The 12,092-nt window shown below is 56.9% G+C and carries 14 protein-coding genes; all 14 read left to right on the plus strand.

Annotation, left to right across the window (positions count from 1 at the left end; all coding sequences use genetic code 11):
- The first annotated feature begins 43 nt into the window (after positions 1 to 43).
- The 14 genes from argS (at position 44) to ACTG39_RS04160 (ending at position 12,075) form a co-directional block, all read left to right on the plus strand.
- Positions 44 to 1,726: an arginine--tRNA ligase gene (argS, locus tag ACTG39_RS04095; RefSeq protein ID WP_439106258.1), complete on the plus strand. Its 1,683-nt coding sequence runs from the start codon at positions 44 to 46 to the stop codon at positions 1,724 to 1,726.
- 6 nt (positions 1,727 to 1,732) lie between these two features.
- Complete coding sequence (locus ACTG39_RS04100; RefSeq protein WP_439106259.1) at positions 1,733 to 2,284, plus strand: SPOR domain-containing protein; 552 nt, start codon at positions 1,733 to 1,735, stop codon at positions 2,282 to 2,284.
- 104 nt (positions 2,285 to 2,388) lie between these two features.
- On the plus strand, positions 2,389 to 2,928 hold the full coding sequence (gene hslV / locus ACTG39_RS04105; RefSeq protein WP_439106260.1) for an ATP-dependent protease subunit HslV: 540 nt from the start codon (positions 2,389 to 2,391) through the stop codon (positions 2,926 to 2,928).
- A gap of 25 nt (positions 2,929 to 2,953) precedes the next feature.
- On the plus strand, positions 2,954 to 4,282 hold the full coding sequence (hslU, locus tag ACTG39_RS04110; protein ID WP_439106261.1) for an ATP-dependent protease ATPase subunit HslU: 1,329 nt from the start codon (positions 2,954 to 2,956) through the stop codon (positions 4,280 to 4,282).
- Between the two features lie 10 nt (positions 4,283 to 4,292).
- Positions 4,293 to 4,682, plus strand: a complete 390-nt coding sequence (locus ACTG39_RS04115; protein ID WP_439106262.1) for a gamma-butyrobetaine hydroxylase-like domain-containing protein — start codon at positions 4,293 to 4,295, stop codon at positions 4,680 to 4,682.
- A 109-nt stretch (positions 4,683 to 4,791) separates the two neighbouring features.
- Positions 4,792 to 5,541 carry a bifunctional demethylmenaquinone methyltransferase/2-methoxy-6-polyprenyl-1,4-benzoquinol methylase UbiE gene (gene ubiE / locus ACTG39_RS04120; protein ID WP_439106263.1) on the plus strand — a complete coding sequence of 250 codons (750 nt, stop codon included), beginning with the start codon at positions 4,792 to 4,794 and terminating at the stop codon, positions 5,539 to 5,541.
- Between the two features lie 2 nt (positions 5,542 to 5,543).
- Positions 5,544 to 6,191 (plus strand): ubiquinone biosynthesis accessory factor UbiJ, encoded by a 648-nt coding sequence (locus ACTG39_RS04125; RefSeq protein WP_439106264.1) that lies wholly within the window; start codon positions 5,544 to 5,546, stop codon positions 6,189 to 6,191.
- Positions 6,191 to 7,825 (plus strand): ubiquinone biosynthesis regulatory protein kinase UbiB, encoded by a 1,635-nt coding sequence (ubiB, locus tag ACTG39_RS04130; RefSeq protein WP_439106265.1) that lies wholly within the window; start codon positions 6,191 to 6,193, stop codon positions 7,823 to 7,825. The genes ACTG39_RS04125 and ubiB overlap by 1 nt, the downstream gene beginning before the upstream one ends.
- A gap of 42 nt (positions 7,826 to 7,867) precedes the next feature.
- Entirely contained in the window at positions 7,868 to 8,275 is a 408-nt protein-coding gene (gene hisI / locus ACTG39_RS04135; protein WP_439106266.1) for a phosphoribosyl-AMP cyclohydrolase, read from the plus strand.
- Positions 8,259 to 8,600, plus strand: coding sequence for a phosphoribosyl-ATP diphosphatase (locus tag ACTG39_RS04140; RefSeq protein ID WP_439106267.1), 342 nt, complete (start codon positions 8,259 to 8,261; stop codon positions 8,598 to 8,600). Before hisI ends, ACTG39_RS04140 begins: the two co-directional genes overlap by 17 nt.
- 90 nt (positions 8,601 to 8,690) lie before the next feature.
- Positions 8,691 to 8,918 carry a Sec-independent protein translocase subunit TatA gene (gene tatA, locus ACTG39_RS04145; RefSeq protein ID WP_439106268.1) on the plus strand — a complete coding sequence of 76 codons (228 nt, stop codon included), beginning with the start codon at positions 8,691 to 8,693 and terminating at the stop codon, positions 8,916 to 8,918.
- 45 nt (positions 8,919 to 8,963) lie between these two features.
- The gene (tatB, locus tag ACTG39_RS04150) at positions 8,964 to 9,386 is read left to right on the plus strand and encodes a Sec-independent protein translocase protein TatB (RefSeq protein ID WP_439106269.1); all 423 of its coding nucleotides are present in this window, start codon (positions 8,964 to 8,966) and stop codon (positions 9,384 to 9,386) included.
- The gene (gene tatC, locus ACTG39_RS04155; RefSeq protein ID WP_439106270.1) at positions 9,379 to 10,119 is read left to right on the plus strand and encodes a twin-arginine translocase subunit TatC; all 741 of its coding nucleotides are present in this window, start codon (positions 9,379 to 9,381) and stop codon (positions 10,117 to 10,119) included. The genes tatB and tatC overlap by 8 nt, the downstream gene beginning before the upstream one ends.
- Positions 10,120 to 10,218: 99 nt before the next feature.
- Positions 10,219 to 12,075, plus strand: coding sequence for a mechanosensitive ion channel family protein (locus tag ACTG39_RS04160; RefSeq protein ID WP_439106271.1), 1,857 nt, complete (start codon positions 10,219 to 10,221; stop codon positions 12,073 to 12,075).
- Positions 12,076 to 12,092: the final 17 nt, after the last annotated feature.

The following is a 12,092-nucleotide window of genomic DNA, read 5'->3' on the forward strand; positions in this document are numbered from 1 at the left end:
CCCCCGCGCGTCGTCTGCGACGCACCATCGACGGAAGCCCAGCATGAAAGATACCGTTGCCGCACTGTTGAGTGAGGCACTACAAAGCATTATCACCGCCAGAGGCGCACAAGTGAGCGTGCCCGCGATTCAGGTCGAGACCACTCGCGACCCTGCCCACGGCGACCTGGCCAGCAATGTCGCGTTGGCCAGCGCCAAACTTCTCAAAATGCCGCCGCGGGAACTTGCTCAGGCGATCTGCGACGCCCTGCCAGACAACCCGATCATTGACCGCACGGACATCGCCGGTCCCGGATTTATCAATTTGTTCTTATCCAAAGACAGTCAGGCCGCGGCACTGCAGCAAGTACTTCAGGAAGGTGACAGCTTTGGGCGCAACGACAGCGGGGCGGGCCGTAAAGTCCAGGTGGAGTTTGTCTCCGCCAATCCTACCGGACCCTTGCACGTAGGCCACGGACGGGGCGCCGCCGTAGGCGATAGCCTCGCTCGAATACTCGATGCCTGCGGCTGGGAAGTTGTTCGGGAGTTTTATTACAACGATGCCGGCGCGCAAATCAATAACCTGGCCCTCTCCGTTCAGGCACGCTGCAAGGGTTTGAGCCCGGAAGACGAGGGCTGGCCCGCAGATGGCTATCGCGGTGATTACATCACTGAACTCGGACAAGCTTATCTGGCCGGAGAGAGTGTCGAGGCCAGCGATAAGTCCGTCACCGCTTTGGGCGATGCGGACAAGCTCGCGGCTATCCAAGAATTCGCTGTGGCCTGGTTGCGTCGAGAGCAGGATTTAGATCTGCAGAGTTTCGGCGTCGCCTTCGATATCTTCTTCCTGGAGTCATCGCTGTATGAGTCCCGCGAAGTCGATACCACCGTCGAGCGCCTGATAGAGAGTGGCAACACTTACACGAGTGATGACGCTCTTTGGCTGCGCACTACCGACTATGGCGATGATAAAGATCGCGTCATGCGTAAAAAGGATGGCGGCTACACGTATTTTCTTCCCGATGTCGCCTACCACCTGAACAAGTGGCGACGCGGCTTTGAACGCGTCATTAACGAACAGGGTGCCGACCATCACAGTACCGTCACGCGCGTTCGCGCCGGTCTCCAGGCTTTGGGCGAAGGTATTCCCGAGGGCTGGCCTGAATATGTGCTTCACCAGATGGTCACCGTGATGCGCGACGGCCAGGAGGTCAAACTATCCAAACGGGCCGGCAGCTATCTCACCTTGCGGGATCTGATCAACGAAGTGGGCCGCGATGCCACGCGCTACTTTCTTGTCGCTCGTTCACCTAACTCGCAGCTGACCTTTGATATCGATCTGGCGCTTTCCCAATCCAATGACAACCCGGTGTTTTATATTCAGTACGCTCACGCCCGTGTATGCAGCGTGCGTCGCAAGTTTGTTGAACAGGACCTGTCCTTGGATCTGGATCTTGAAACCCTTGCTCTGGAGCGTTTGATCGAACCGCAGGAGATCGAAGTTCTCAAGCAAATCGCCCGTTTCCCGGAGGTTGTCGCCAGAGCGGGAACTAGTGCCGAGCCCCAGCAGATCGCCAACTACCTGCGCGAACTTGCCGGGGAATTTCACGCTTACTACAACGCGCACAAAGTTATCATTGATGACGCTGAGCTCCGCCAGGCACGCCTCGCTTTAACCACCGGTGTGGGCCAGGTGATTGCGAATGGCCTGGCGCTTCTTGGCGTGTCAGCCCCGGAGAGCATGTAGCGTCCCATGGCAAACTCCCGAGCAAACCGGTCTCAGTCGCGCAAAAGCACTCGCGGGGCGAGTCGTCAGCATGAGCCTTCGCATAGTGGTGCGGGCTTAAAGTGGTATGCGGCGGGCGTTGCTACGGGTCTGTTTATCGCCTTTATGTTGTACCTGGTAACGCTGCCTGCCGAACCCGGATCCGCCCCAGAGCTTGCTGGCAGTCCCACAGTGAACACGCCGGAGCCAGAGTACGAATTCTTTGAGGTGCTGCCCAACCAGGAAATCACCGTTGATGTTGATCCGGCGGATCTCCCCAAGCCCCGCAGCGCGGGTAGCGGCAAACAATATTTGCTTCAGGCGGGCTCGTTCCGACAGGCCGCTGACGCGGATCGTCGTCGCGGCGAACTATTACTCCTGGGCCTTAACCCTAGCGTCGAAGACACTCGCGGGGATACAGGTCGCTGGTATCGCGTGGTCCTCGGCCCCTTTGACAGCCGCTCAGCCATGGCGAAAGCGCGCTCTCTAACCGCTCAGCAAGACATCGATACGCTGCTTATACAGCGCAATTCAGGTTAACAGCGGTCCTTCGGCGCAACTCGCCGTCGACCCCCGCAGGAAACAACGCTTGAACTTGCGCTGCACGCCCCCATAAACGTAGTTCAAGGGCGAAGGAAATCACCGTGGAACAATTCAGAGGCACCACCATCCTGTGTGTGCGCCGGGGCAACAGCGTTGTCGTGGGCGGAGACGGTCAGGTCTCCATGGGCAACACCATCATGAAAGGCAACGCGCGAAAAGTACGTCGCCTATACAAAGACCAGGTGCTTGCAGGTTTTGCCGGGGGTACAGCTGACGCTTTCACCCTCTTCGAGTTATTCGAAGCACAATTGGAAAAACACAGCGGGCAATTGGTCCGAGCGGCGGTAGAACTGGCAAAAGCCTGGCGCACCGAGCGCTCCCTACGCCAGCTCGAAGCGCTGCTGGCCGTCGCCGACAAGGAAACCTCTCTCGTCATCTCCGGAAACGGAGATGTTATCGAACCGGAAAACAATCTGATCGCCATCGGCTCCGGGGGATCCTTCGCTCAGGCTGCGGCTATGGCTTTGCTGGATAACACAGAGCTCAGCGCCCGGGATGTTGTGGAGAAAGGTCTCGGCATTGCCGCCGACATCTGCATTTACACCAACCAGCAGCGCACCATCGAGCAGCTGGACTACTGATCAAATCACTATGCGGACCCCAAACATGTCGAACATGACGCCTCGCGAGATTGTCCACGAGTTGGACAAGCACATTATCGGCCAGCAGGACGCGAAGCGAGCCGTGGCCAACGCCCTGCGCAGCCGCTGGCGCCGTATGCAGGTCGAAGAGGCGCTGCGCGCCGAAATCACACCGAAAAACATTCTGATGATTGGCCCCACGGGCGTCGGTAAAACCGAAATCGCACGGCGCCTCGCAAAGCTTGCGAACGCTCCCTTTGTAAAAGTAGAGGCCACTAAGTTCACCGAAGTTGGTTATGTTGGTCGCGACGTAGAGTCTATCGTCCGCGATCTGGTCGAAATGTCGGTAAAAATGCTGCGCGAGCAGGCAATCGAAAAGATGCGTTTCAGGGCCGAAGAAGCGGCCGAGGAGCGCATCCTCGACATCCTGCTCCCCGGCGCCCGAGATCCCAAGGGTGACGAACCCAGCCAGGGCGACGGTACACGGCAGCTGTTGCGCAAGAAACTTCGCGAAGGCGATCTGGACGAGAAAGAAATCGACCTGGAGTTGAGCACCCCGAGCAGCGTCGAAATCAGTGCCCCCCCAGGCATGGAAGAAATGACCAACCAGCTGCAAAGCATGTTTTCCAACATGGCTCGCTCACAGCCTAAAAGCCGCAGGCTACCCATCCAAGCCGCCTTCGCTGCACTGTGTGACGAAGAAGCCGCCAAGCTGGTCAATGAGGATGAAATCAAGCAGCAGGCGCTTCAGGCTGCGGAGCAAAACGGCATCGTATTTATTGATGAACTGGACAAGGTTGCGAAGCGCGGTGAGACCGCGGGCGCTGATGTCTCTCGTGAAGGTGTGCAACGGGACCTGCTGCCGCTCATCGAAGGCTGCACGATAAGCACCAAATACGGCATGTTAAAGACCGACCATATCCTGTTTATCGCCTCGGGAGCCTTCCATCTTTCCAAGCCTTCGGACCTGATCCCCGAATTGCAGGGACGTCTGCCGATTCGCGTCGAACTGGCAGCTCTATCACCCGACGACTTCCGTCGTATTCTGGTGGAGCCGGATGCTGCACTCACGAGGCAGTACAGCGCACTGCTGGCCACCGAGGGTATGACGCTGGAATTTACTGAAGACGGTATTGCGCGCATCGCTGAACTTGCCTGGCAACTTAATGAGAGCACCGAGAATATTGGTGCGCGACGCCTGCACACGGTCATGGAGCGCTTACTGGAAGATGCATCGTTCAGCGCCGCTGATGACGGCCTCAGCGCAAGTGTTCTCGCTGTAGACGCCGCTTATGTCGATGGGCAGTTGTCTGATCTGGCCATGGATGAAGATCTATCCAGGTTCATCCTGTAAAGGAACGGGAATGACCGACGCTCCCCGCCCGATTCACATCCGCCTGCGCAAACAGTCTCGCGTGCTGGAGCTCGAGTACGCAAATGAGCAGGTCTACAGTCTGAGCTGGGAGTATTTGCGGGTTTACTCCCCCTCTGCCGAAGTGCGAGGGCACCACGAGTCTCAGGCCGTTTTGCAAGCTGGCAAACAACAGGTGGGCGTAAGCGAGCTCAAGCCTGTGGGGCACTATGCCCTTCAGATTGTCTTTGATGACGGGCACGACAGTGGCTTGTATGCCTGGGACTACCTCTATCGCCTCTGCACTCAAAAGGCAGAACTCTGGCAAGCCTATCTGGATGACCTCGCCGAGGCAGGCGCTTCCCGAGAACCCGATACTCAGGTGCTGCACTTCCAACCCTGATTGATCTCAGCCCTCCGGGCAGTAACTGCTCACAGTTCGTCTTATGAACAGGCACTGCTTATAAGGAGACTACAAGCTACAATGCAATCTCGCAGTTAGGACGCAGAGCATGAGCGAAGAAGACACTACGCACTTTGGCTACCGGGACGTGAAGACCGATGAAAAAGCGGGCATGGTTCGCGGGGTCTTTGACTCCGTAGCCAGTCGCTACGACGTAATGAACGACCTGATGTCCGCCGGTGTCCACCGCATCTGGAAGCGCTTCACCATAGAGCTCTCCGGTGTACGCCGAGGCAATCGCGTGTTGGACATCGCCGGTGGCACGGGTGATCTGGCCGCCAAATTTGCACCCATGGTCGGTGAGGAAGGCGAGGTGGTACTCGCTGACATCAATGCAAGCATGCTTATGGTCGGCCGTGACCGCCTGATCGATAAAGGTGTCCGCGGCAACCTCCATTATGTTCAGGCCGATGCCCAGTACCTCCCCTTTCCCGATGATCACTTTGACTGCATCACTATCGCCTTTGGTCTGCGCAACGTTACGGACAAGGACCTGGCGCTGCGTTCGATGCTGCGAATACTCAAACCAGGGGGACGGCTGCTGGTGCTGGAGTTCTCCAAGCCGCGCAATCCCTTACTCAGCCGTGCCTACGATGCCTATTCTTTTAGTGTCCTGCCGTTCATGGGTAAGTTGGTAGCCGGTGATTCCGAAAGTTACCAATACCTTGCAGAGTCCATTCGCATGCATCCCGACCAGGAGACGCTGCGCCAGATGATGGAAGACGCCGGCTTTGCTCGCTGTGATTATCACGACATGACCGGCGGCGTAGTCGCAGTACATCGCGGTGTCAAAAGCTGACAATGAACGACATCCGCATGCCCACGCTCCACACCGCTGGACTGGCCGCCGCCGAGGCGGCTGCCAATGCAGCGCTGCGCTTATCACCCCATAGCGTAGAGGCACTAAAGCCCATTGCCGGTCGAGTGTTGGCTCTGGAGTGCACCCGCCCGGCGATTACCCTCTATCTTCACAGCGAAGCGAACGGCGAATTACGACTGCAGGGTGTGCATGATGGTCCGATAACCACCCGCGTCACAGGAACTGCTCAGGATTTCGCAAGCCTTGCCCAGTCAGAGGACCCCGCAGCCGCGCTCATTAACGGCGGCATCCAGCTCGAAGGTAATAGCAGCACGCTTATCGATATGCAGCGCGTATTCAACGATCTGGATATCGACTGGGAGGCGCCTCTGGTAGCAGGCCTGGGCGACGTCGCAGGCCATCAGTTGGCGGGTATGCTCGGCGCGGCGTTTCACTGGTCGAGGCAGTCCGGAGATAATCTCAGACGGCAACTCGAGGAATTCGCCACAGAAGAAGCGCGTATTGCCCCCCCTAAGCTCGCGCTCGAACACTTTTATGAGGATGTGCAGCAGCTTAGTGAGCGCAGCGAGCGCCTGGAACAACGGGTGGAACGTTTGCGAATGCGTTTAGAGCGCCTGCGGCCCTCCTGATGTCGAGTCTTGTGCGCAGCCTGGAAATCATCCGCGTAGCCGGCCGCTACCGACTGGATGAATTGCTTCCGGAGCAGGCCAGACATCCCGTGCTAACCCCGCTGCTGCGACTGAACCCCTGGCGTCTGGGCGCGGTTTCCGGCACCCGCGGCGAACGCTTGCGCCGCGCGCTGGAAGATCTAGGCCCGGTCTTCATAAAATTTGGTCAAATGCTTTCGACGCGTCGCGACCTGCTTCCCGAGGACATTGCCGACGAGCTGGCCCTGCTCCAGGATCAGGTCCCCCCCTTTGATCAGGCCATTGCCGTCGACATCATAGAAACCGCTCTGGGCGGCAAGGTCGACACGCTCTTTGAACGTTTTGACCGCGAGCCTATGGCCTCCGCATCCGTCGCCCAGGTACACGGCGCCCGAACCCGGGAAGGCCGGGAAGTCGTCGTTAAGGTGATTCGTCCGGACATTGAGCCGGTAATCCTCAAAGATATGGCGCTGCTTGCGCGCATTGCGCGCTTTGTGGAGCGCTGGCTGCGGGACGGCCGGCGTCTGCGTCCCGTCGAAGTGGTGCGGGATTACCGACAAACTATTCTCGATGAGCTGGACCTCGGCCGCGAAGCTGCCAACGCATCACAACTGCGGCGCAACTTTGCCGACGGCAGCATGGTCTATGTCCCCGAAGTTTTCTGGGACTACAGCCGTCGCAACGTCATGGTGATGGAGCGAATTTACGGCATTCCCGTGACCGACCTGGAGACGCTTCGTGCAAAAGATGTCGATCTCAAGGTTCTCGGAGAACGGGGCGTAGAGATATTCTTTACCCAGGTTTTTCGTGATAGTTTTTTCCATGCGGATATGCATCCGGGGAATATTTTTGTGGATGCTTCGGACCCCAAAGACCCCCGATACATCGCCATCGACTGCGCCATCATTGGCTCTCTAAGCGAAGATGACCAGTACTACCTGGCGCGCAATTTACTGGCCATTTTCCGTCGTGATTACCATGAAGTTGCGCAACTCCATGTGGAATGCGGCTGGGTGCCTCCGGACACGCGGGTTCAGGATTTTGAATCTGCCATGCGCGCAGTCTGCGAACCGGTGTTTGAACGCCCCATCGCTGAAATCTCCTTCGGACAGCTGTTGGTTTACCTGTTTCAAACCGCGGCGCGCTTCGACATGGAGGTCCAGCCAAGCCTGGTGCTCCTGCAGAAAACTCTCCTGAATATTGAGGGGCTGGGTCGACAGCTGTATCCCCAGCTCAATCTTTGGGACACCGCCATGCCCTTTTTGGAAAAGTGGGTGGGCGAACGCTATTCCCCTCAGAGTGTGATTAAACGCCTGCAGCAGCAGGCGCCTAATTGGCTGGAACAGCTTCCCCAACTGCCCGAGGCATTGAGGTCAAGTCTCCAGGTCCAGCGCGACACCCAAAAACGTAGTGAGCAGTTGCTTGCGGTAGAGCGCAAGGAGCGGCGCCAGCAAGATCAGCGAGCGCGGCGATGTTATCTGGCCGCCATGGTCTGCATTGTCGCCGCGGGAGCTGCTCTGCCGGCAGTACGCAGTATGCTGGAGCAGGCGCCCACCGTAAGCTGGATTTTACTCGCCGTGGCTGCCGGGCTTGCCTGGCCCAGTCAGAGTGTCTAAATCGCAGCGCTCGCGCTCGGTTATGCGATAATCCTCCGCCTGATGGAAAAGCCCAACACAGCCGACTACCTCGACGAGCTTCGCTGGAATGACGATGGCCTCGTGCCAGCGATTGCAAAGGATCACAAGACGGGCAAAGTATTAATGATGGCCTGGATGAATGCCGAGTCCCTGCGCTGCACGGTTGAGGAAGGGAGAGCTGTGTACTGGTCCCGATCCAGACAGGCTTTGTGGCGCAAGGGCGAGAGCTCGGGCAATACCCAGGAGCTCAAAAGTCTTCGGCTGGACTGCGATGGCGACACCCTGCTGCTGGAAGTGGAGCAAATTGGTGGAATAGCGTGCCACACAGGCCGCGAGCACTGCTTTTACCGCCAGTTTGTTGATGGTGAATGGCAGACGGTTGAACAGGTTCTTAAAGACCCTAAAGAGATTTATGCAGCAAGCAGCTGACAATGAGGTGCTCAAAGCACTGGACAAGGTTCTGCAAGAGCGCAGAGCTGCGTCGGGTGACAGCTCCTATGTAGCGAGCCTCTATGAGAAGGGGCTCAACAAGATTCTGGAGAAGATCGGCGAGGAAGCGTCCGAAGTGATTATCGCTGCCAAGGATTGTGAGGGAACCCAGGGCCAGGAAGCGCTTCTGGGCGAAGTCGCGGACCTCTGGTTTCACAGTATGGTCCTCCTCGCACAACAGGGCCTGACGTCTGAGGACGTTCTGGCAGTTTTAGAAGAGCGTTTTGGCTTGTCGGGCCACGAAGAGAAGGCCGCGAGAAGCTAGTTACCCGTACACACCAGGTACTGACGGGCGTCATAAAAGTCATTTAGAGTCGCGGCAGCCACGAGCCGCTGCGATAAAAAGGAGAGAGTCATGGGATTAGGTGGAATCAGCATTTGGCAGTTGCTCATTATTCTGGCGATTGTGGTCATGCTATTTGGTACCAAGCGTTTACGCAGCCTGGGATCGGATCTTGGCAGTGCGGTAAAGGGCTTTCGAAGCAGCATGCAGGACGAAGGCGATGAACAAGCCGAGCAAAACGCGGCCGAGGGTGACGAACCCGAGACCAGTGATGCTGCAAAGAACAAGACTGACGTCTAGATCTTAAAACGTACCTCCGCGCACTCGCTAGAGCAGTAATTTCGCATGTTCGATATCGGCTTTGCCGAACTACTTATTATTGGTGTCGTCGCTCTGATCGTCATTGGTCCGGAGCGCCTGCCTGATGCGGTGCGCACTGCCAGCGCCTGGCTAAATCGCATTCGTCGCGGTTTTAACGATATCAAGCAGGAAGTTCAGCAGGAGCTGCATAACGACGCGGTTATGAAAGACCTGAGAGCGCTTAAAGATACCGGCGACGAGCTACGTCGCGAAACCCAATCGCTGGGTTCTGACTTAGCTAGCGGGCTCAATGTGCCCGAACCCTTAAACGATGCGGGGGAGTCCGAACCGGTGTCAGCAAAAGAGAAGCCGCTCAGTCAGGATGCGGCCGAAAGCACCGTAGAAGGACCCTCTGCATCGTCAGAGGGTGAGCTCTCAGAATCTGCGGACAACAAAACCGGTGACTGATACCGAGAACGATACGCCGCTGCCCCTGGTAGCGCATCTCACCGAGCTGCGAGACCGCCTCCTGCGCGCAATTCTTGCAGTGCTTGTCGTGTTTATCTGTCTTTTCCCGTTTGCCAACGATATTTACACGTTTGTTTCGGAACCTCTGCGGGCACTGCTGCCCGAGAATGCCAGCATGATTGCCACGGACGTTGCCTCACCGTTCCTCACACCCTTCAAACTAACGCTGTTTACTTCGCTCTTCGTCGCCATCCCCTATGTGCTCTTCCAGATTTGGTCATTTATCGCGCCGGGCATGTACAGCAAAGAAAAACGCTTTGCCTTGCCGGTGCTCGCGAGCTCCGTTCTGCTCTTTTACTGTGGCGCCGCATTCGCCTACTTTGTAGTGTTTCCACTGATTTTTGCCTTCTTTACCAGCGTGGCTCCCGACGACATCACCATCATGACGGACATCAACAGCTATCTAAACTTTGTATTAAAGCTGTTTTTTGCCTTTGGTCTGGCGTTTGAGATACCCATCGCAGCGCTCATCGCTATTTGGGCAGGCATCACTACCCCCGACGATCTAGGGCGCAAACGCCCGTACATCATTGTCGGCTGCTTCGTCTTTGGAATGCTCTTAACACCGCCGGATGTAATCTCCCAGGCTCTCCTTGCCATTCCCATGTGGCTGCTGTTTGAAGCGGGGGTAATTGCCGGCCGCCTGGTGTTAAAGCCGCAAGCTGGGTCCTGAGCAGCACCTTTTACATCATTTAAAGCATCGCAAAGCTGCTTGTGAAGGTGCGCAGGAGCGATACACTGTGAACTTTCTTAAAATCCGGATCCTCAAGCCATGACCCGTTCCCTGCGGTTGCTCAGCACATTTATTTTTCTCACAGCCATGCTATCGGCTAGCGTTTTCGCGCAAGACGAGGCAAGCGAGGTGCCTGCCGCCCCGGCAGAAGAGCAGGCGGAAAAAAAAGCCGAGGAGGTCGAGGAGGAAGCTGAAGTTGAGGCTGATACCGAGACCATGCGCGAGATAATTGAGACCGAGAAAAAGTCCGAAGCAGTCATCCGCGAAAAGGTTGCTGAACTCGGGAGTACCGAAGAGCTCCCCAGGACTCCGCTTCAACTGCTCGTATTGCTGGCAGATGCGGGCGCTCAAAAAGACCGGGAGCGCGCCGCCAGTTATCTGGATATGCGCTACCTGCCGGAAGACGTCGCCCAGTGGGCCCCCGTGGACCTCCTGGATGCGCTGCGGATTTTGTGGAACCAGCAAAACCTCATCGACATAACCAGCCTGAGCGATGAGCCAGAGGGCAAGCTCGATGATGGCCTTCCGTCCTACCGCGATCTTCTGGGCGTCATACGTAAAGACAATGGCGATGAAGTCCCCATCCTGTTGCAGCGAATTCCCGATGGCGCCGGAGGTAAGACCTGGAAAATCTCCAACGCCAGCGTCGCTGAGATCCCCGGGCTTTGGGAAGATCTGGGTTACGGTAAGTTCGCCGTATGGCTGGAGCGACATCTTCCGGACTATCGCGTGGCCGGCCTGGAAAGCTGGCAACTCATCGCAGGCATCGTATTTCTGATCGCAGCCTGGTATCTCGCCATTCTGGCCAGTTACGTACTGATGCGTATCGCCTTACTGGTCCCCAACCGCTTTCCCCTGGGTATCGAGAGCTTCTTTCAGGGGTCTCTGCGTTACTTCCTGTTCCTGCTGATTTTTCGATGGCTCATGGACCAGCTGGCGCTGTCTTTGGCGGCGCGGATCTACCTAAATTCCTCGGGCGTCGACTACATCGCCTTTACGATACTGCTTCTCGGCACGATCTCTCTGGTACGGGATTACAACATCCGACGTCTGGAGCGCGCCGGTAACCGGCAATATGTAGCGTTGCTGAAACCCTTCACAACCATTGTGAAGTTTGCAGCCATACTCGTCGTCGCACTGGTATGGGCGGAGCGCGCCGGCTACAACATGTCCACGATCATAGCGGGCCTGGGCGTGGGCTCCCTGGCAGTGGCACTTGCCGCTCAGAAGACCCTCGAGAACATCATTGGCGCAATTACTCTCTACTCTGCGCGACCCGTAAATCCCGGCGATCTATGCCGCTTTGGCGACATAGTGGGCTTCGTCGAAGAAATTGGCCTGCGATCAACCATGATCCGCACGCTCAACCGAACCATGTTGGCGGTGCCAAACGCCGTGTTTTCATCGGTAGAAGTTGAAAACTTCAGCCATAGGGATCGTATTCGCTATTACCAGCACATCGAACTACAAATGACTACGGCGGATCAGCTGCGCGTAATCCTCGCGAGGTTGAGGGAGCTGTATCTTTCTCACGAGGACGCCATGCAGGAGACCGTCAGTATCCGTCTTAAGCAGGTCGAGGCTGCAACCGCTGTCATTCGCATCGATGTGGGTATACGCACCACAGACTATCAGCGCTTTCTTGCAGTCGCCGAGGATCTCAACTTACGCATGATCGAGCTGGTCCACGAAGCCGGCGCTGTGTTTAGTGGTCCCGGGCAAGTGCTCCAAGTGCGCGATTTCTACCGCGCTTCGGAAGAAAAAATTGCCGAAGTACACGCGCAGCTTGAGAGCTGGAAAAGTGAAGAGAGGCTACCCTTTCCTGACTACACCGCCGCCGAGAAAGCCGCCCTGCAGGGAGCCATTGAGCTGCCAAATCGCAAGGACAACTTCTGAAAACTGCAAAGAAAGAA

The sequence above is a fragment of the Congregibacter sp. genome (genome assembly GCF_965662665.1).
In the GTDB taxonomy this organism is placed as follows: domain Bacteria; phylum Pseudomonadota; class Gammaproteobacteria; order Pseudomonadales; family Halieaceae; genus Congregibacter.

Bases quoted from the DNA above. Each gene is read 5' to 3' on its own strand.
- ACTG39_RS04125 (WP_439106264.1), top strand. From the start codon at position 5,544: ATGAACGACATCCGCATGCCCACGCTCCACACCGCTGGACTGGCCGCC.
- argS (WP_439106258.1), top strand. From the start codon at position 44: ATGAAAGATACCGTTGCCGCACTGTTGAGTGAGGCACTACAAAGCATT.
- tatB (WP_439106269.1), top strand. From the start codon at position 8,964: ATGTTCGATATCGGCTTTGCCGAACTACTTATTATTGGTGTCGTCGCT.
- hisI (WP_439106266.1), top strand. From the start codon at position 7,868: ATGGAAAAGCCCAACACAGCCGACTACCTCGACGAGCTTCGCTGGAAT.
- tatA (WP_439106268.1), top strand. From the start codon at position 8,691: ATGGGATTAGGTGGAATCAGCATTTGGCAGTTGCTCATTATTCTGGCG.
- ACTG39_RS04115 (WP_439106262.1), top strand. From the start codon at position 4,293: ATGACCGACGCTCCCCGCCCGATTCACATCCGCCTGCGCAAACAGTCT.
- ubiB (WP_439106265.1), top strand. From the start codon at position 6,191: ATGTCGAGTCTTGTGCGCAGCCTGGAAATCATCCGCGTAGCCGGCCGC.
- ACTG39_RS04100 (WP_439106259.1), top strand. From the start codon at position 1,733: ATGGCAAACTCCCGAGCAAACCGGTCTCAGTCGCGCAAAAGCACTCGC.
- ubiE (WP_439106263.1), top strand. From the start codon at position 4,792: ATGAGCGAAGAAGACACTACGCACTTTGGCTACCGGGACGTGAAGACC.
- ACTG39_RS04160 (WP_439106271.1), top strand. From the start codon at position 10,219: ATGACCCGTTCCCTGCGGTTGCTCAGCACATTTATTTTTCTCACAGCC.
- hslU (WP_439106261.1), top strand. From the start codon at position 2,954: ATGTCGAACATGACGCCTCGCGAGATTGTCCACGAGTTGGACAAGCAC.
- ACTG39_RS04140 (WP_439106267.1), top strand. From the start codon at position 8,259: ATGCAGCAAGCAGCTGACAATGAGGTGCTCAAAGCACTGGACAAGGTT.